At 44.8% G+C, this 18,209-nt stretch carries 17 protein-coding genes; 7 read left to right on the forward strand and 10 right to left on the reverse strand.

Features of this window, described 5'->3' with window-relative positions; translation table 11 throughout:
* Window positions 1-255: 255 nt before the first annotated feature.
* A complete protein-coding gene (locus tag AACT19_RS01180) occupies window positions 256-1,095 on the forward strand; it encodes a helix-turn-helix transcriptional regulator (protein WP_029222326.1) in 840 nt (279 codons plus the stop codon).
* 566 nt (window positions 1,096-1,661) lie between these two features.
* Window positions 1,662-3,440 (forward strand): sodium:solute symporter family transporter, encoded by a 1,779-nt coding sequence (locus tag AACT19_RS01185; protein WP_017090435.1) that lies wholly within the window; start codon window positions 1,662-1,664, stop codon window positions 3,438-3,440.
* A gap of 148 nt (window positions 3,441-3,588) precedes the next feature.
* Here AACT19_RS01185 and AACT19_RS01190 read toward each other — a convergent pair whose 3' ends face one another.
* Complete coding sequence (locus AACT19_RS01190) at window positions 3,589-4,362, reverse strand: PTS sugar transporter subunit IIA (protein ID WP_076644855.1); 774 nt, start codon at window positions 4,360-4,362, stop codon at window positions 3,589-3,591.
* A gap of 7 nt (window positions 4,363-4,369) precedes the next feature.
* A complete protein-coding gene (locus AACT19_RS01195) occupies window positions 4,370-4,672 on the reverse strand; it encodes a PTS fructose transporter subunit IIB (protein WP_017069788.1) in 303 nt (100 codons plus the stop codon).
* Window positions 4,673-5,000: 328 nt separating this feature from the next.
* Between AACT19_RS01195 and AACT19_RS01200 the strand changes: the two genes are divergently transcribed.
* A complete protein-coding gene (locus tag AACT19_RS01200; protein ID WP_076644856.1) occupies window positions 5,001-6,866 on the forward strand; it encodes a fructose-specific PTS transporter subunit EIIC in 1,866 nt (621 codons plus the stop codon).
* Window positions 6,867-6,992: 126 nt separating this feature from the next.
* Here the strand turns inward: AACT19_RS01200 and AACT19_RS01205 are convergent, their stop codons facing one another.
* Window positions 6,993-7,577: a TetR/AcrR family transcriptional regulator gene (locus AACT19_RS01205; protein ID WP_076644857.1), complete on the reverse strand. Its 585-nt coding sequence runs from the start codon at window positions 7,575-7,577 to the stop codon at window positions 6,993-6,995.
* Window positions 7,578-7,739: 162 nt separating this feature from the next.
* Entirely contained in the window at window positions 7,740-8,288 is a 549-nt protein-coding gene (locus tag AACT19_RS01210) for a TetR/AcrR family transcriptional regulator (protein WP_029405971.1), read from the reverse strand.
* A 197-nt stretch (window positions 8,289-8,485) separates the two neighbouring features.
* Here AACT19_RS01210 and AACT19_RS01215 point away from each other — a divergent pair, with 197 nt between their 5' ends.
* A complete protein-coding gene (locus AACT19_RS01215; protein WP_076644858.1) occupies window positions 8,486-9,085 on the forward strand; it encodes a hypothetical protein in 600 nt (199 codons plus the stop codon).
* Between the two features lie 36 nt (window positions 9,086-9,121).
* Window positions 9,122-10,006 (forward strand): SDR family oxidoreductase, encoded by an 885-nt coding sequence (locus AACT19_RS01220; protein ID WP_076644859.1) that lies wholly within the window; start codon window positions 9,122-9,124, stop codon window positions 10,004-10,006.
* On the opposite strand, the gene AACT19_RS01225 is transcribed toward AACT19_RS01220, so the two are convergent.
* A complete protein-coding gene (locus tag AACT19_RS01225) occupies window positions 10,003-10,176 on the reverse strand; it encodes a hypothetical protein (RefSeq protein WP_004732938.1) in 174 nt (57 codons plus the stop codon). The two genes, AACT19_RS01220 and AACT19_RS01225, sit on opposite strands and share 4 nt — an antisense overlap.
* Before the next feature lie 497 nt (window positions 10,177-10,673).
* On the opposite strand from AACT19_RS01225, the gene AACT19_RS01230 reads away from it, so the two are divergent.
* Window positions 10,674-12,653, forward strand: a complete 1,980-nt coding sequence (locus AACT19_RS01230) for a methyl-accepting chemotaxis protein (protein WP_076644860.1) — start codon at window positions 10,674-10,676, stop codon at window positions 12,651-12,653.
* Between the two features lie 92 nt (window positions 12,654-12,745).
* Here the strand turns inward: AACT19_RS01230 and AACT19_RS01235 are convergent, their stop codons facing one another.
* The 4 genes from AACT19_RS01235 to AACT19_RS01250 all read right to left on the reverse strand — a co-directional run bounded on the left by AACT19_RS01235 (window position 12,746) and on the right by AACT19_RS01250 (window position 16,077).
* Window positions 12,746-13,525, reverse strand: a complete 780-nt coding sequence (locus AACT19_RS01235; RefSeq protein WP_076644861.1) for a 2OG-Fe(II) oxygenase — start codon at window positions 13,523-13,525, stop codon at window positions 12,746-12,748.
* Window positions 13,526-13,534: 9 nt separating this feature from the next.
* Window positions 13,535-14,875, reverse strand: coding sequence for an aldehyde dehydrogenase family protein (locus tag AACT19_RS01240; protein WP_076644896.1), 1,341 nt, complete (start codon window positions 14,873-14,875; stop codon window positions 13,535-13,537).
* Window positions 14,876-15,060: 185 nt separating this feature from the next.
* On the reverse strand, window positions 15,061-15,369 hold the full coding sequence (locus AACT19_RS01245) for an ArsR/SmtB family transcription factor (protein WP_004732945.1): 309 nt from the start codon (window positions 15,367-15,369) through the stop codon (window positions 15,061-15,063).
* A gap of 285 nt (window positions 15,370-15,654) precedes the next feature.
* Complete coding sequence (locus tag AACT19_RS01250) at window positions 15,655-16,077, reverse strand: organic hydroperoxide resistance protein (protein ID WP_017076911.1); 423 nt, start codon at window positions 16,075-16,077, stop codon at window positions 15,655-15,657.
* 128 nt (window positions 16,078-16,205) lie between these two features.
* On the opposite strand from AACT19_RS01250, the gene AACT19_RS01255 reads away from it, so the two are divergent.
* On the forward strand, window positions 16,206-16,643 hold the full coding sequence (locus tag AACT19_RS01255) for a MarR family winged helix-turn-helix transcriptional regulator (protein WP_017092224.1): 438 nt from the start codon (window positions 16,206-16,208) through the stop codon (window positions 16,641-16,643).
* 152 nt (window positions 16,644-16,795) lie between these two features.
* On the opposite strand, the gene AACT19_RS01260 is transcribed toward AACT19_RS01255, so the two are convergent.
* Window positions 16,796-17,959, reverse strand: a complete 1,164-nt coding sequence (locus AACT19_RS01260) for an amino acid permease (RefSeq protein WP_076644862.1) — start codon at window positions 17,957-17,959, stop codon at window positions 16,796-16,798.
* Window positions 17,960-18,209 lie beyond the last annotated feature (250 nt).

Below are 18,209 nucleotides of genomic sequence, written 5' to 3' on the forward strand. Positions count from 1 at the left end.
ATCGGTCGAACGGGCGTTTTTAGCCCTATGTTGACAAGGTTTGTCGTGCTCTTAAGCTTTTATTTATAAGGGGTTCGGCGTGATTTGTTATCTGGGAAGTAACGTGACTCATCGGTTTCTCTACTGGAGATTTATTTCTACGACTGGATTTTTGTAACCTAGATCTCAAATTGTGATTTTGCTCAATAGCGCTATGTTTCAGTTACAGGTATATCTATTCCGGTAGCCTTATTGCTGCTTATAAGAGTTCGAATAATGATATTTCATGACTTAATCTCGTCGGTGTTAAATGAGCGAGAACCGTTTCATAACATCTGGTTTGCTGGAGATTTTCATACACCTTCAGCGTGCAGTTATCAGGTGAACTTTCCGCGCTTAGAGCTGGTGCTAGACGGAGAGTATATTAATGAAATGGAGAGTCATGATCGTAAGATCACTAACGTTATTGCCAAAGCCGGAGACGCGATTTTCATCCCACCTAACTGCTGGAATAAACCTAACTGGGATACTGACTGCTCAGTGTTGAGTATGTTGTTTGGTCGTCGTCAGCTGGGTTTAAGTTTGGTGAGTAAGCGCAAAGGGGAAGAAAGCTTTTACGATATTCAAAAGCACAGTATTCAGACTCGATCAGGGTTTGCGATTGATAATATCTTGGAGGCGCTTAGCTCGCTAGCGAGGGAGAGCAACAAGCAGCCGATGGATGAGTTATTGCTGCAAGCTCTACTGCAATACAGTAAAATCATGCTGGAAGCGCCCGTAGAAAAATCTCATAGCCGAGTACAGGATGTGTATCAGGGGATTTGTATCTACATTCAAGAGAACTTCCACCGCCAAATCACCCGAGACAGCATTGCCTCACGCTTTAGCATTTCATCCAATCACTTGTCGCGAATGTTCCGTCAGCAAGGCCACATGACGCTAGCAGAATACATCACCCGCGTGCGGGTCGACCGCGCTAAGTTCATGCTTAAGAAGTACAACTTCAAACTCAATGAAGTGGCACTACGTTGTGGCTTTAAAGATGTGAACTACTTCTGCCGCGTGTTTAAGAATCGCACCGGAAGAACGCCGACCGAATATCGTGGTTCAATCTAATATCCCTTCAAATTACCTTTTGTGACCAGAGCTTATACGACCGAAATTTGTATGACTAGATCACCACAGTGGACTCTGTGGTGTGGTGAGCAATTTGCTTTGTGTTCTCCTCTGCCGTTTATTTCTACACCTTATTTCCCAACCTTATCTTTAGGCACGATTTCTATTTATCCCGTTTCACTAAATAACCCCCAATTAATAACATTAAGGGTTCGCTTTGCGAGTTGCTTATTATTTTTCGTTGCCTCTTTATTGAATTAAACGTGTGAGAGTTGATGTATTAATGCGATGCATTTAATGAATGCCAAGTAAATTGAAAACCACTTATCGAGACGATAAAATCTTGTTATTGTTGTCCAACTTACTGATTGAAATGATTTTAAGTTATTGATTTTAAATGTTTACTTTTCGTCGACTTGTTCTTTGTTTACTAACGTGTAATTAATGCCTCGAAATCAAATATTCAGGTTTATACGCCCCATCACAACCTTGACTTATAATACTACAAATTAAGAATTCTATAGATAATATGCTCTTCAGATATTCATCATAAAGAAGACTTATACATGGAACTCAATACTCTGATCGTAGGAATTTATTTCCTTTTCCTTATCGCAATAGGTTGGATGTTTAGAACGTTCACCAGTACAACCAGTGACTATTTCCGCGGGGGCGGCAACATGCTTTGGTGGATGGTTGGCGCGACTGCGTTTATGACTCAGTTCAGTGCTTGGACCTTCACTGGCGCAGCGGGTAAAGCGTATGCCGATGGTATGGCTGTCGCGGTTATCTTCCTAGCGAACGCATTTGGTTACCTGATGAACTACCTGTACTTCGCTCCGAAATTCCGTCAGCTGCGTGTAGTAACGCCAATTGATGCGATTCGTATGCGTTTTGGTAGCTTCAACGAGCAAGTGTTTACTTGGTCTGGCATGCCGAACAGTATTGTTTCTGCAGGTATATGGCTGAACGGTTTGGCGATTATCGCATCGGGCATATTTGGCTTCGATATGACAACCACCATCGTTCTAACCGGTCTTGTTGTACTAGTGATGTCGGTAACGGGCGGTTCATGGGCGGTTATCGCGTCTGACTTCATGCAGATGGTTATCATCATGGCAGTAACCGTGACATGTGCTGCTGTGGCTATCGTGCAAGGTGGCGGTGTTACTGAAATCATCAACGATTTCCCTGTAGCAGAAGGCGCATCATTTGTTTCTGGTAACAACCTGAACTACGTAAGCATCTTCGGTATCTGGGCATTCTTTATCTTTTTCAAACAGTTCAGTATCACCAACAACATGTTGAACTCTTACCGTTACCTAGCGGCAAAAGACTCCAAGAACGCGAAGAAAGCAGCGCTGTTGGCGTGTATTCTGATGACAATTGGTCCAATCATTTGGTTCATGCCACCTTGGTTTGTAGCAGGACAAGGCGTTGACCTTGCAGCACATTACCCAGATGCAGGTTCTAAAGCAGGCGACTTCGCTTACCTTTACTTCGTAGAGCAATACATGCCAGCGGGTATGGTGGGGCTTCTAATCGCAGCAATGTTCGCAGCAACCATGTCTTCTATGGACTCAGGCTTAAACCGTAACTCAGGTATCTTTGTAATCAACTTCTACCAACCGATTCTTCGTCCAAACGCGACAGAGAAAGAGTTGATGGTTGTGTCTAAGTTGATGTCTTCGGTTTTCGGTGTCGCTATCATCCTTATCGCACTGTTTATTAACTCACTGAAAGGCTTGAGCTTGTTCGACACCATGATGTACGTCGGTGCATTAATCGGTTTCCCAATGACGATTCCAGCATTCTGTGGCTTCTTCATTAAGAAGACTCCGGACTGGGCAGGTTGGGGCACGTTAGTGGTTGGCGCGATTGTGTCTTACATCGTGGGCTTCGTGATTACCGCTGAAATGCTACAAAATTGGTTCAACCTAGAGCCGCTAACAGGTCGTGAATGGTCTGATTTGAAAGTAGCGGTAGGCCTGATTGCTCACTTAACGTTTACAGGCGGCTTCTTTATTCTTTCGACTTTGTTCTATAAACCACTGGAAGCGTCTCGTCAGAAAGATGTTGATACCTTCTTCACTAACCTTGCGACGCCTTTGGTCTCTGAATCAACCGCGCAGAAGAAACTGGATAACAAACAACGTCACATGCTGGGTTCATTGATCGCAGTGTCTGGTGTAGCTGTGATGGCGATGTTTGCTCTACCAAACCCATTCTGGGGAAGAATGATGTTCGTACTGTGTGGCGGTATCGTGTTTATCGTTGGTCTACTGTTAGTGAAAGCTGTAGACGACTCGGTTGAGGATGCGAAACAAGCGAAAAAAACAGCTTAAGTAACTGAACCTACAAGATAAGCCATTTAGAATGGAACGGCTGAGCGTAATTGCTCAGCCGTTTTTATTGTGTAAGCAATTGGGATTATAACCAATGGAGTGAGTAACTTAGCTGATTAAGAAATTGAACTTAAAAGGGTGAGATGAATTAAATCAGACGTGAAGAGATATACATCAGAAGAGCTTGTAGGTCGACACTGCTTCGAGTCTTTTGCAGGCGTTCATTGACCTGATCGTGAAGCAGGTTTCGAGTTAGGTTGGTCGCCGCAATAATATGTTCTCGTTGTGGTTTAGTTGGCAGAACGAGTGCAATAGCAACGTGCACTTCGCCGATACGTGATGCCCAGTCAATCGGGTCGTCACTGACGATAACCGCAATCGAGAGATCTTGAGTCGATTCAAACATCACATGCGGCAGTGCGATACCTGGTGACACGCAGGTTGAAGAGCGTTCCTCCCGCTTAATAAATGCCAGAATCAACTCATCCGGATCTTCCGGATACACTAGGTGGGCGAGCCCTTTCAAGCATTCAAATTTGGTCAGTTGGGTTTGCGCCTTAGCGTGGTGCCATTTGATATCACAAGGTGGGCATATCTGCGGCATTCGCTGGATTAAATCGCTAGAGAATTCATGGTTCACTTGTGAGCCAACCATGTCGTAATGCTCAGCAATGACATCTTTGAGAACGAAACAGGCCAGCTCCGCATCAATACCAACTGCGGTTATCTGACACAAATCACCACGAAGTAAACCTACTTGCAGCATCGCGACGGATTTGGAGAGATCGGCAGTTCGATTCTGAGTGATGTTGATAATGCGGATGTTGCTTTTGAACTTCTTCGCTAAGCGAGTCAGCGGCTGCGCGACATGTGAGTTTGCGGCAGGATCGTTAACGAAGAAGGTAATCTGATATTCGTTCATGAAAAGTTTAAGTTCGACAATGCTTAATAAAGACTTTATCGACACTCAACAACACCTCTTCCATGGGAATGAATAAGGTTTTAGCTGGGTCGAACCGGCTTGGTTGTTCAATATCGATATCAGATACGATTAATACTTTGTCTGCGAGAGTAATATCTTGGGCGGTCAGTAAGTTTTCAATACCCATAGCGCCTTGCGTCTCGACCTTGATTGAAACGTTGAACTTAGGGGCTGTTTTATTTAGAGCATCAGCTGCCATATAGGTGTGCGCAATGCCTGTAGGGCACGCAGTTACCGCTACAATTCTCATTATTATTCTCGGCTTAATCTCGTCCCTGTTACGTTACAAAAGCTACCTTTCAGAAGCTACCTTGGAAAAGCTATCTTGCATGGAAAATCCAGTATAGAAAGCTCGCATGGCGGAGGGACGATATTGTTATGGGTTCTGTGGATTTTATGGATTGGCGTTTTTTATTCCAAGGTGAAAGTCACACTCTGAGTTCTTGGTTACAATAATCCAGTTAATGCACCTTTCGTCCTATATATTGAGTGCCTTCACACCGTTAATCTTTTCATCTTATTAACCTTATCACTTACGTAATTACTTCAGTCTGAAATCAGGCGAGGCAGAGCAGCATATGGATATCACCAACATTATCGAGCCCGAGATCATCTGCTTAGATTTACAAGCAGACTCAAAACAGGCGGTATTTGAAGAGCTTGTTGAACTGCTCGACCGTGCCGGTAAGCTCTCCAATAAACGTGAATTCCTTGATGATATCTGGAAGCGTGAAGCCATCGGTAATACAGGCTTTGACGATGGTATTGCGATTCCACACGCGAAAAGTACTGCCGTAGCTAAACCAGCTGTGGCGGTAGGTATCAGCCGTTCTGGCATCGATTATGGCGCAGATGGCGGCGAGCTGTCGGATGTGTTCTTTATGCTCGCTTCACCAGACAACCACGACGACCACCATATCGAGGTACTAGCTCAGATTTCGACCAGACTTATCGAAGATGGCTTTGTTACAAAATTAAAGGCGGTGGAGTCGGTCGAGGAAGCTCAAGAGCTGTTTCTCGAAGCCAATTTTGAACCTTTCGATAGTTACGCCTCTAGCCATCATGAAGTGTATGTCGAGCCACTCAGCCCTTGGGCACAATCTCTTAATCGCCTTAAAGAACACTTGTTATACGGCACCTCACACATGATTCCATTCGTGGTCGCGGGTGGCGTGCTTTTGTCTTTGTCGGTAATGATGTCGGGTCATGGCGCAGTGCCTGAGAGCGGCGTTCTGGCTGACATTGCACAGATGGGCATCGCGGGGTTAACCCTGTTTACTGCCGTGCTCGGTGGTTACATCGCGTATTCAATGGCCGACAAACCGGGTTTAGCGCCCGGAATGATTGGTTCTTGGGTCGCGGTCAACCAATACAATACCGGCTTCCTCGGCGCGATTGTGGTCGGCTTCTTCGCGGGCTTTGTGGTTAATCTACTCAAGAAGATCAAGCTCCCAGACAGCATGATCTCGCTGAGCTCTATCTTCATCTATCCACTAGTCGGTACCTTTGTCACCTGTGGGGCTGTGATGTGGGTGATTGGTTCTCCTATTGCCCAAGTGATGCTAGAGATGAACCAAATGCTGACTGGCATGGCAGGCTCAGGAAAAGTGGTGTTGGGTAGCATTTTGGGTGCGATGACGGCCTTTGATATGGGTGGCCCGATCAATAAGGTCGCAACGCTGTTTGCTCAAACGCAGGTGAACACTCAACCTTGGCTGATGGGGGGGGTTGGTATTGCGATTTGTACACCACCACTAGGCATGGCACTGGCGACTTTCTTATCGCCGAAGAAATTTAAACGAGACGAGCGTGAAGCGGGCAAAGCCGCGGGTATCATGGGAATGATCGGCATCAGTGAAGGTGCGATTCCATTTGCAGCCGCTGACCCTGCTCGCGTTCTGCCTGCGGTTGTGGCTGGTGGCATTGTAGGTAACGTGGTTGGCTTTATGTTCCATGTAGTGAACCATGCACCATGGGGCGGCTGGATTGTATTGCCAGTGGTTGATGGCAAGATGGGCTATATCGTCGGCACACTAGCAGGTGCTCTAACGACGGCTCTGATCGTGATACTGCTGAAAAAGAACGTGGTCGAAGGCGAAGCGAATTCTAATCAGTTCACGGGTGGCTCGGTAACGGAAGAGGGGCAAGCGGATGTATTGGCGATCACTTCTTGTCCGTCAGGCGTTGCCCACACATTCTTAGCAGCGAAATCCTTAGAAAAGGCGGCGCATCATCTTGGGGTGCGGATTAAAGTCGAAACGCAGGGTGCCAACGGAATAGGCAATCGTATCACGCAGAAAGATATTGAAAGGGCGAGGCTGGTGATCTTTGCTCACGATGTGGCGATTAAAGAAGTAGAACGCTTTGCGAACGTGAAAACCTTAGATGTCAGTACTAAGGAAGCGATGCTTAATGCTCAGGCGTTGATCATGAGAAAGGTGTAACTCTTTAAACCGCAAAGTTTATCATCTATAAAGTTAACTAGATCAAAACTAAAAAGACTCCGCTCAGGCCGGTTAAGGTGAAAGTGGAGTCTTTTTGTATCGCTTTCTAATGTATAAGCTCAGCCCTTAAAAAGGGTGGTACTTAAATACGTCTTCAACCATTGAGTTGAGCAAATCGATATCGTCACAGGTTTTGGCGTAGGTACGCAGGCCTGCGATCTGAACCTGAACATGTCGAGCAAGTTGCGTCGGCTCGCGCTCTGTACTGATCTCACCCAGTTCTTGCGCTTCTGTAATCAACTTGGCGAACTCACCTTCCATGATCTTTAGTGATTTCTTCGCTTCTGCTAATAGCTCTGCGTGTTCATCTGTCAGCTCTGCGACCGTTTTAGCCAGCATACACATGCCATTTGGCGAACTTTGTTTTGATTCGACAACCGCACGTTTCACGAAATTTTCGAGCGCTTTGATCGGCGAATCCGTCTCACTGCGGAAGCGGTTCAGATTGAGAATGCCGAGTTCGGTATAGCGAGCCAATGTTTCTTTAAACAAGCCTTCTTTGCTGCCAAAAGTCGCGTAGATGCTGCCCGGACGCATATCAATCACGTCTTGCAGGTTGCGCATAGAAGTGGCGTGAAAGCCCTTTTCCCAATACAGGTTCGTTGCTTTATCTACTACATCTTGTCTATCGAACTTCGCAGTCTTGGCCATAACATCTACTTCATTAATCTGAACATATGTTCAATATTTTATGCTGAACGCCCGTTCTAGTAAAGGTGTGTTTATTGTCGCTCAAACCAAGGTAAATCAATATGGATGAAATCCCCATTAATTGGTTGAAACTCATTGTTAAATGGCTTCGCGCTCAAGTTCTTATTTGTCTATTTGCTTTCTCACCACAGAGCGAACGTGATCGGTTTCTAATGTACCACCACACAGCGTTTGGTGAGTGAGCAGTCCGATAAGAATGGAGAACAGCGGTAGCGCGTTCTTTTCATCAACGTATCGAGCAATCAATTGCTGATACTTTTCGTTGGCAATGGCCATGCTCGGATCCTGGGCGACAGCGTCCTGACCAATCACATCAATGTAATCAAAAACTAATTTCATTTCTTGGAAGTGACGCGACTCTATCGCTTGGAAGATCTGAACGAAGTTTTCAATTTTCTGTTCTGTAGTTGCCTCAACTGCAAGTGGCAGTTCTGCGAGGTTTCCACCATCGTGTCGCACAATGGCTTCGGTTGCTGCCTTAAATAGTTCGTCTTTACTTTTGTAATAGTGATAGACCGCACTCTTGCTCATGTTGAGATGTGAGCAGAGTTGTCTCATTCCCAACTCTTTATAACCAAACTCCAAAAACACACCAGCGGCTTTCAGTGCGATCTCTTCGCGTCTTTGGTCATGATCGACGATCTTTGGCATGAGTCTTCCTCGGAATTCAATAGTTGAAGGTTCAGTCAATTTAGGCATCACCAATAGCTTAATGTAGCTGATGAATGTCATCTTAGTTTAAATTAGTCCAAGTGGTCAAAAATAATTCTTTACAGTGGTTAAACTTTGATCTAATTTTAAAAGACCAAGTGTTCCAAATAAAAATAAGACGACTATTCGAGGTAACTATGAGAATTGATTGGAACCTACCCTCATTCAGAGCGGGCTTCTTAGGCGGACTTGATAAGTTTATTGGCCCCGGTGCCACATCAGCAGAGAAGAACCTGCAACTGTACATTCCGTTCATAGCGGGTGCGCTTATTGCAGCTTATGCTAATCACGCAGAGTTGGGCTGGTCTTGGGGTCAATACTTGGCAGCGGTTTTGTTAACGATTGATATGCTAGGTGGCGTGATCACCAATGCGACATCAAGCGCTAAACGTTGGTTTCACAGAGAAGGGGAAGGCTTTGAGCAACACATGACCTTTATCGCTATTCACTTCATTCAGTTAACGTTATTCAGTTGGCTGTTCTTGGATTTAAATCTAATGTGGGTAGCAGTGACGGGTGGCTACATGATGTTGGCGTGTGCCTTGGTACTGAAAACCGAGCTTTACCTTCAGCGCCCAGTTGCTTTGACTCTATACACGCTAAGCTTAATCATATCGCTTTATGTCGTCGAATCACCTGTCGGCTTAGAGTGGTTCTTACCTGTGTTCTATTTGAAGTTACTGATCAGCCATATTCTAAGAGAAGAGCCTTATCGTCCGGAAAACGAAGCTATCTAATCAATGAGGCTTTTTAATAAATGGGGTTATCTATAAATGAACGTAACGAATGAGCTCAAAAGCCGAATTTTGGTGGCAGGGGCGACAGGATACTTAGGTCGTCATCTTATTGAAGCGCTCCAAGCGTGTGATGCTGATTTCAAAGCGCAGGCTCGCAGTGCTGACAAATTGAAGGATCTCGGCCTAAACGACTCTCAAATTCAAATCGCACAAGTGACCGATTCCGATAGCCTAAAAGGTTGCTGCGATGGAGTGGATATCGTCATCTCTTGTGTTGGAATCACACGTCAGAAAGAGGGACTGAGTTACATGGATGTCGACTATCAAGCCAACCTAAACCTATTGGAAGAAGCTGAACGAGCAGGCGTCAAAAAGTTTGTTTATGTCTCGGCGTTTAGGGCCAATGTCATCAAAAGTGTTCGCTTACTCGAGGCCAAAGAACGGTTTGCATGCCGCTTATTGGTATCTGAACAGTTAGCACCTTGTGTGGTTCGTCCCAATGGATTTTTTGCAGATATCGAAGAGTTCTACAACATGGCTCAGTCGGGAAGGGTGTACTTGTTTGGTTCGGGTGATGTGCGTTTGAATCCGATTCATGGCGCAGATTTGGCAGACTTTATTTTGGCATCATTGCCTAATGCCGAAAAAGAATTGGATGTGGGCGGTCCTGATGCCCTTAGTGCTACACAAATCGCAGCACTTGCGTTTCAGTCTCAGGGTAAAATGACGCGGATCACTTACATTCCCGATTGCGTGAGAAAGTTGGCTCTGAGCGTGATAAGACGACTACCGGAAAATCGAGTTGGTCCTGCGGAGTTTTTCTTGAGTGCAATGGAAGGGGATGCCATTGCACCTTGTTTAGGAAAGCATCACTTAAGTGATTACTTTTCCCAGCTTAATAAGGAGTCCAATAAAGGTTAGTGATCGACTACTTCTACGGTTTTATGTTGCGCGCCGTAATAGGTGCCTTCATCGATGGTATACATCAAGGTTTCTTGGCACTCTGGGCAATCGAATTCTTCATTCGGTTCGATAGCGGCTTCTTCTACCCATTCCCATCCGATATGTTCTTCGCAAGCGGGGCATTCCATAAAATATCTCTCATTTGTTGTCGCATATTTATTGCGAATTTCTACTTTAACAACTCGGCATTATACATATTTAGTTAACGAGGAATAGACAGTTAATTGGCGAAGAATAGGGCGTTGGTTAGCGGTGAATTAATAGCTAGCGAGTGTTGAATCTATAGTTATTTCTAAATATACAGCTGTCTCTGAGCACATAATTGGTGCAGTTCTACCCCTTTGGGATAGTAAGAAAAATGTCAATTTTCAGTCGCTTACGTCAATAATATGTTGTTGCACATTTTTTTCGTTCACTAAAGTTGCATAGCTAACAGTTTTATCGATAAATCAATGTACTTTATAAGGTTAAATGTTACTTTCACCGCCTACCGATCTGCGTGGCACGGTAATTGAACTGCATTTATTAAGTTGAATAATTATACGATCACCATTGAGGCGCATTCGCTAGAAATGTGCCTAGTGAGATGACCGAGAAAGATTTGTTAGCCGCTAGGGAAATAAAAATGAATTTAACCGATATGTCTTTTAAGCAAAAAATCATCGCTTTGCTTACTTTACCGATCTTAGGGTTTTTATGGCTTAGTGTTTCTGCGATATCCAAAGGCGTAGAAACCACCAGTGAAATGTCTTCATTGAATCAACTGACACGCTTGTCGGTTGTATACAGTGAATTGGTGCATGAGTTGCAGAAAGAGCGCGGAATGACGGCTGGTTTTATCGGCTCACAGGGTACTAAGTTTGTTAGTGAGCTACGAGCACAAAGAACCAGTGCGGATAACAGACGCAATCAGAGAACCGAATACTGGCAGTCTGCAGAAATCGACTTGCCGCAGATCTCTCGTCTGAATACTGAAATCAGCCAAAGCCTCAATCAAATTACTTCAATTCGTAATCGCGTCGATTCTCAGTCGATCCAGCTTTCTGAAGCTTTGGGTTACTACACCAAACTTAACGCAAAGCTACTTAGCGTATCAGCCTTGATCGCTGAGCTAAGTTCTGACGCCACCATCACGACTGAAACCATCGCTTATTATAACTTCCTTCAAGGTAAAGAGCGTGCGGGTATTGAACGTGCGGTTCTCAATAACACTTTCTCTAAAAATGAGTTTGGCCCGGGTATGCTGGTTAAATTCATCTCTTTGGTGACTGAGCAAAATACCTATTTCTCGAACTTTGAAGTACTGGGTAACCCAGACAATGTTCGCTTTTTTGAACAACAATTGAATGACCGCTCGGTCGCGGAAGTCGAGAAGCTTCGTGATGTGGCTGAATCTAAAATGAGCGGATTTGATGTCGACCCTGTGTACTGGTTCGCGCAATCAACGGCGCGCATTGTTCAGCTGAAAAAGACAGAGAACCAACTGGCAGACTCTCTTATTGCATTGACTGATCAGAAAACTCAGCAAGCTCAATCAGCAATGATGGGCAGTATCACGATGTTTGTTGTGATCACCCTGTTTGCGACCTTTATTAGCTTTAAAGCCATTACAGATTTAACAACTCGAGTTAAAGATCTAACGCGTGTACTTTCTAAAGTCCGTCATGACAATGATCTAACCGTTCGTGCGACTTACGAAGGTAACAGCGAATTGGGTCAAATTTCGTCATCGCTTAATGAAACACTAGAGAAGTTCTCTGGGGTTATTGATAGCTTGTCTCAATCTAGCCTAACACTCGCTTCAGCAGCCGAAGAGACAGCGCAAACTTGCCAATACAACTCTAATACTTTGGTTGAGCAGCAAGACCAAATCGGCTTGATTGCAACAGCGACAGAAGAGCTTTCGGCAACGGTGAGCGAAGTTGCGGCTAAAACACAGCAAACAGCAAGTTCAGCTAAACTGGCTGACGAACAATCACAAGCAGGCTTGAGCACGGTTCAGCACTCTTACCAATCGATTGAGACCTTGGCTTCTGAGATTAACGGCCTCGCTGAAAAAATCACTCATCTACACGAAAGTAGCAATAACATTAACAGCGTGATTGATGTGATTAAGTCGGTTGCTGACCAAACCAACTTACTCGCACTAAACGCGGCGATCGAAGCGGCTCGTGCGGGTGAACAAGGTCGTGGCTTTGCCGTCGTTGCCGATGAAGTTCGTACTCTGGCGCAGCGCACTCAAGAATCCACCTTGGAAATTGAAGGCTTCATTAGCTCTCTACAATCAGACGTGCAAACCGCGTTTAACGTGATTGATAACAGCAAGAAGATGTCTTCAAGAGCAGTTGAAGATTCACGAGGAGTAGAGCAGACGTTGCAAGATATTTCAGGTGCTGTGAGCGAAATATTCAGCATGACAGAGCAGATCGCAACTGCGACCGAAGAGCAAGCGGTCGTCACTCAGGATATCGCTCAGAACGTTGTGGCGGTAGAGCAGAAGTCGACAGAATCTACGACGGGTGCAACGCAAATTGCCGCAACAGCTAAAGAGCAAGCTGAACTGGCAACATCACTGAAAGAGCTTTCGAATACGTTTAAGAGTTAGCAGCTTAGAGCTAGAAGCTTTCTATCTTATATAAAAATGTCCCGCTTAGTGCGGGACATTTTTTTAAGAGTAGAAACGACCAGTAGAGTCGCTTAGAGCTCGAATAGTACGTCTGTGCGAATAATGTATTTCGTCCCAGAAAGTATCGGCGCAGAGCCATGAATACAATGGGCGGGGTGCGTACCGTGAGGAAAACAAAGCACGCTGCCGCTTGGTGTTCTAACCGATTCTATATTCGCGCTCTCCTGATGATGCCCTTGACGACGAGCAGGCTTACTCGGGTCATTACGGTTAACCATAAATTGGGTTTCGCCACCAACGAAGTCATCACTCAATAGAATCAAGAAGGTATACATGCTCCAACGGTCACCATACGCGTCATCGACTAGCTGTTCATTCACCACCTGACTGCCAGGCCATGATCCATCGGTGTGCATCTTAAAGAAATCCCCTTCATCGTAACGATAAAAGCGGAAACGACCGTTAATACCCAGAGGCTTCACATCAGCAAAGTGGCCGTATTTATCAACGAAATGATCTTGGCAGCGCTTCCAAATAACGTCGAGAGTTTCAGTATCTGCGATCAAGTTGAGATTCTGATTGTGGCGAACTTCTCTTGGTAGAGACACGGCAGCATCTTCTGTAAATCCAAGCTTGTTGGCTTCATCCAGTATGCGCTGAACTTCTTCGGGAAGCAGCACATCTCGCAACTGGAAAGCACCGGGAACGTTGTCTACTTCAACGCGTGATATCGCGTTAACGTTCTTATCAAGTGCAAATGGGTTTGCAGATTTTGGTGCCCAAACAGGAAGGTCACTGCGCTGGGTACCTGACTCGCGTCGAACGACATAAAAATTTTCATTGTTATTCATTATCAACCTCTATCTTGAAACTACTTTTACTTGTGCAAACTGACGGTGCCCGTCAACCGAGCCGTGGTAACCAAGGCCACTCTGTTTCGCACCAACCCATGGAGCATCACCACTGCCGCCTTGTCCTTGATTAATGCCAACCATGCCAGCATCAAGTTCGTCAGCAACGTCATTGACGCCTTGGTTTCCAAAGACCACAGCACCTAGGCCGTACTCACTGGCGTTGGCTCGCTCAATCGCATCTTCAATGTCGGAGTAGCGACTGATCGAGACAACTGGACCGAAAGTCTCTTCTGTTTCCAGTTTCATTTCTGCTGTCATTCCGGTGATTACTGTAGGGCGGATATAACGCTCAGGTTGCTCAGAACTGCCTAAAAGGAAAGTCGCTCCTTTCTGTTGCGCGTCTTCTAACTGTTCGACAATCTTGCGATGTTGTGTGGCATTAATGATTGGTCCGACATTGACGTTCGGCATATCCCACGGGCCAATCTGGTACATGTTGGCGATCTCGGTGACACGTTGTTCAAATTTTTCAGCGATACGATCATCAACATAGATACGTTCAATCGAAGTACACATTTGCCCTGAGTTCTCAAAGCTGCCTGCGACGGCAAAGCGAGCGGCCTGTTCTAGGTTGGCATCACGCATCACAATCATTGGGTCTTTGCCACCTAGCTCCATGACCAATCGTTTTACCTTGCTCGCTGCACGTCGCATGATGTCTTGGCCTGTTGCTTTTGAGCCAGTGAACGCGATCATTTGGATGTCGCCTTCGACTAATGCTTTGCCTGTTTCACCATCACCTTGCATCACGGTCAAGACATTCTCTGGTAAGTACTTTTGCAGTTCACCAAAGAATGCTTCAGCGATGAGAGGGGTCTCTTCTGAAGGTTTTAGAATCACGCTATTGCCGGCGACCAGTGCTGGCACAATGAGGTTGTTTGCCATCATCACCGGGTAGTTCCAAGGAGATATAACTCCGACAACACCTAGTGGACGGTATTGAAGTTCTGTTGAGCCGGATAATTTTCGAGTGTTGAGTGCACGTTGAGCATCTTCTGCATAGTGCTGACCCATGTAGATCGCACCGGTTGCTTCTCCGGTCGCGCGACGAATGTCTTTACCCATTTCACGAGCAAGTAACTGTGAGAGGGACTCTTCGTACTTATCAAGTTGTTGATAGGCTTTGATAATGGTCAGCACTCGCTCGTTCATCGAAAGTTTGCGCCATGCTTTTTGTGCTGCTTTTGCTTTGTGGATGGTTTGAGTGACTTCTTCAGCCGAAGTGTGGTTTACCTCGCCAAGGAGTTCACCGTTACTTGGGTCAAAGGATTGAATGGACTTGCTCATGTTTGTCGGCTCCGCTGCATTTTTAGTATCGGCATCATTATTATTGAATAGTTCGATAACTAGATATCTAAAAATCCCGATATATTGATTTTTAAAAATGATATTCGTCATAAAGGATGGCGTGATTCCATCCAGTTTTCATCTTGCTATCTAACTGCTGTTCTGTTGATTTTTGTTCTTTTCAACTACAGGGAATCAGACAGCGCTTTCAGGAATTTCTCGATGTATTCGTCATTACGCTTGTAGTAAGTCCACGAGCCAATGCGTTTTGATGTCACTAACTTCGCACGCTGCAGGTTCGAGAGGTAAGAAGAAACGGTAGATTGAGATAAGCCACTCTTCTCCTGAATAATGCTAACGCATACCCCCTCAACATCGGTATCAACGAGTTGTTTCTCTAAGTTAAAGTGCTCTTGAGGCGACTTAAGCCAATGAAGAATATCTCTGCGTACAGGGTTGTTGATGGATTTTAAAATTTCGTTCACGTCTGACATGGTGTTTGACTGCTATTTCCGATTTAAATGAAATATACCCTTGAAACTAAGATATCGCAATATGTCGATATCTATTTTCGGTGTCTGCCAATTTGGCGTTACGGTGTCTGCCAATCCGACGTTGCGGGATCTGAGTATCGATTTGTTTTGGTAAAGCTTGTTCGCTATTAACTAATGAACAATCCCCAAGTTACTCGCTCAAAGCAAAGTAACTTAGGGATAAGGCTCAATTTTAGGCGTTTACTGACATCTCTATAAGCGTATCTTTCTGGTTTAACTTTGAGACTAAAGCGCTTGTCCGTTAACCGACAATTTCACATCAATGTTGCCACGAACCGCATTTGAGTAAGGGCAAACTTGGTGCGCCGTTTTCACAAGCGTAACAGCTTGTTCTTGCTCTAGATCCAGTTGAATCGATAGAGCAACAGTTAAAGCAAAGCCACCGTTTTCATTTGGTCCGATACCGACTGTTGCAGTGGTTGGCGCCGATGCGATTTTGATTTTCATCTCTTTCGCAACGTGAAGTAGAGCATTTGAGAAACACGCAGAGTAGCCCGCAGCAAACAGTTGCTCAGGGTTGGTCGCTTCACCTGTTCCGCCCATTTCTTTAGGGTAGCTCAACGCCACTGAAAGCAGATTGTCATCAGTAGAAACTTGGCCGTTACGACCCGCCGTTGCTGTTGCAGAAGTTGTGTAGAGTGTTGTCATTGTTTTAGTCCTTAATTATGATTTTGTGCAATTAAATTGTGTACAACTTAATTTTGAAGCTAGCTTAATTGATAAAATTTGAGCGCGCAAGTATATTGTGCACAATTTAAATTATTGGTGAGGCGATCATGAGCGACCAAGATGACTATCTAAAGCTGGATAATCAGGTGTGTTTCGCGCTGTATAGTGCATCGAATGCAATGAGTAGAGCGTATCAACCTTTGCTGAAAGCACTTGATCTTACTTACTTGCAATACATTGTGATGATGGTGCTTTGGGAAGAAAAAGAGATAAATGTCAAAGCGCTAGGCGCAAAAACGCATTTAGATTCAGGCACCTTGACGCCACTACTCAAGCGTTTGGAAGTGAAAGGTTATGTGCTTAGAACTCGCAGTATTGAAGATGAGCGAGTTCGAGTTATCACGTTGACACCTGCAGGGGTAGAGCTCAAAGAGCAAGCGCAGACCGTGCCAGTAGAAATGCTTTGTCTTTCTAAGATGAATGAAGATGAGCTTAAATCGCTAAAAGCACAGTGTGAGCAGTTGCTTGGCAATTTGACCAAGTAAGTACTTGTAGTTTTCGGCAATGATAATAAGAAAACGAAAAAGCCCGTTAGTCCTACTGTTAATTAGTTACGATTGCTAATTCGAGTAAGACTAACGGGCTTTTTGTATCTGCTGTCTTCTAAATGACAACAGATAGTCTATTCAATTGGGATTTATCCCATAAACCAAGATACGAAAATCAACGCACCAAAGCCGAATGTTGCCATTAGTGCCGTGTCGCCACCGGCTGCAGTATAGCTGCCTTCGGTTTGTAGGTGAGGGAAGTCAGGTCTACGAACCTTAACCACCATTGCAAGTGGTCCCCAGATTGCTAGGAACACCAATACCATCCCTGCGTAATCCAGCATGCTGACAAACTGGCTAGCGAACAGCTCTGCTAATGCCAAAGGTAAGATGAAGGTCAACGCATAAGCCAACGCTTTGTTGTTGGTCACCGCATCTTTGTTTTGGTCGTAAAGCGCCATCGAGACTCCGAGGAAAGAGGTTACCAATGCCAGTGCTGAGAACAGTGCAATCACCACTTTCAACCAAGCAGATTGGCCGCTGAACGCAGAGATCAACTCAGATATATTGTGGAACTGACTGATCGCGTCTGTGCCAAGATTGCCAATAATTGCGAATAACCAAGTGAGGTAGCAAATTAATGGAATCACAGAACCAAGCAGAATCATATTGCGGATCTGTTTTTGAGTCGCTTCTCGGTTGTAGATAACCAGTGACGGGATCACCACCATAGAGGCAAAACTGGTAAAGATAACCGCGCTGTATTGCACCACATCATTAGCGGTGTATTTGCTGGTTTGAGTCAGGTAATCAAGACGAATATTACTAAACAAAGAGGCAATAACAATAAGCAGCATAATCACCATCATGATGAATAAACCTCGATTTAATTTGTCGATATACGACTTACCCGCCACCACAATTACACCCATTAATAGGCTGAAAATGGTATAGGCAACCGATGTAGACACATCGACGCCAACGTCGAGCAGCAGCTTGTGAATGATGTCACCGACACCCAAGATATAAGCGATCAGCATGCATACCAGCAACAGGTAAAAGAGTGCATTGATGAAGTGTTTACCTTTACTGCCAAGCGTTAAGTAAGCAACGCTGCTCATGCCACTGTTGTCTTTCGTTTTTGTACAAGCTTCCGCTAGTAGAAGCGCAGAGTAGGTGGTGCCGATAAAGATAAGTAGCATCAGTACTGAGCTGATCATGAAACCAAATTGAGCCAATACCATCGGAATGGCCAGCATGCCCGCACCTAATGCAGTCCCTGAAAGAATCAAAGAACTGCCGAATAATTTCATATTCAAGAAAACAACCTCGAAGTATCCAAATAATTTTTAGTTGGATTGTAAATATTTGTTGCCAAGACTAACAAATTACTCAGTAAAGTTAGGGGTTAATTTCTAATAAATTTTGAATTTCTCTAAAAAAATTACGAAGCAATTTGCGAAGAGTATGGTTGGGTGAATTAGGTGTTCGGCAGGTGAATTGTTTTAGCCTTTTTATAACCTTTGTAAATTAATCGACGTTCAATAACTCGCACTGCACCTC

The organism is Vibrio sp. 10N.222.47.A9 (assembly GCF_963872585.1).
GTDB classification, from domain to species: domain Bacteria; phylum Pseudomonadota; class Gammaproteobacteria; order Enterobacterales; family Vibrionaceae; genus Vibrio; species Vibrio splendidus.

What these genes read in the sequence shown, in the direction of transcription:
- AACT19_RS01220 (WP_076644859.1), top strand. Translation starts at nt 9,122, where the DNA reads ATGAACGTAACGAATGAGCTCAAAAGCCGAATTTTGGTGGCAGGGGCG.
- AACT19_RS01260 (WP_076644862.1), bottom strand. Translation starts at nt 17,959, where the DNA reads ATGAAATTATTCGGCAGTTCTTTGATTCTTTCAGGGACTGCATTAGGT.
- AACT19_RS01225 (WP_004732938.1), bottom strand. Translation starts at nt 10,176, where the DNA reads ATGGAATGCCCCGCTTGCGAAGAACATATCGGATGGGAATGGGTAGAA.
- AACT19_RS01195 (WP_017069788.1), bottom strand. Translation starts at nt 4,672, where the DNA reads ATGAGAATTGTAGCGGTAACTGCGTGCCCTACAGGCATTGCGCACACC.
- AACT19_RS01190 (WP_076644855.1), bottom strand. Translation starts at nt 4,362, where the DNA reads ATGAACGAATATCAGATTACCTTCTTCGTTAACGATCCTGCCGCAAAC.
- AACT19_RS01180 (WP_029222326.1), top strand. Translation starts at nt 256, where the DNA reads ATGATATTTCATGACTTAATCTCGTCGGTGTTAAATGAGCGAGAACCG.
- AACT19_RS01200 (WP_076644856.1), top strand. Translation starts at nt 5,001, where the DNA reads ATGGATATCACCAACATTATCGAGCCCGAGATCATCTGCTTAGATTTA.
- AACT19_RS01255 (WP_017092224.1), top strand. Translation starts at nt 16,206, where the DNA reads ATGAGCGACCAAGATGACTATCTAAAGCTGGATAATCAGGTGTGTTTC.
- AACT19_RS01245 (WP_004732945.1), bottom strand. Translation starts at nt 15,369, where the DNA reads ATGTCAGACGTGAACGAAATTTTAAAATCCATCAACAACCCTGTACGC.
- AACT19_RS01230 (WP_076644860.1), top strand. Translation starts at nt 10,674, where the DNA reads ATGAATTTAACCGATATGTCTTTTAAGCAAAAAATCATCGCTTTGCTT.
- AACT19_RS01185 (WP_017090435.1), top strand. Translation starts at nt 1,662, where the DNA reads ATGGAACTCAATACTCTGATCGTAGGAATTTATTTCCTTTTCCTTATC.
- AACT19_RS01250 (WP_017076911.1), bottom strand. Translation starts at nt 16,077, where the DNA reads ATGACAACACTCTACACAACTTCTGCAACAGCAACGGCGGGTCGTAAC.
- AACT19_RS01215 (WP_076644858.1), top strand. Translation starts at nt 8,486, where the DNA reads ATGAGAATTGATTGGAACCTACCCTCATTCAGAGCGGGCTTCTTAGGC.
- AACT19_RS01240 (WP_076644896.1), bottom strand. Translation starts at nt 14,875, where the DNA reads ATGAGCAAGTCCATTCAATCCTTTGACCCAAGTAACGGTGAACTCCTT.
- AACT19_RS01210 (WP_029405971.1), bottom strand. Translation starts at nt 8,288, where the DNA reads ATGCCAAAGATCGTCGATCATGACCAAAGACGCGAAGAGATCGCACTG.
- AACT19_RS01235 (WP_076644861.1), bottom strand. Translation starts at nt 13,525, where the DNA reads ATGAATAACAATGAAAATTTTTATGTCGTTCGACGCGAGTCAGGTACC.
- AACT19_RS01205 (WP_076644857.1), bottom strand. Translation starts at nt 7,577, where the DNA reads ATGGCCAAGACTGCGAAGTTCGATAGACAAGATGTAGTAGATAAAGCA.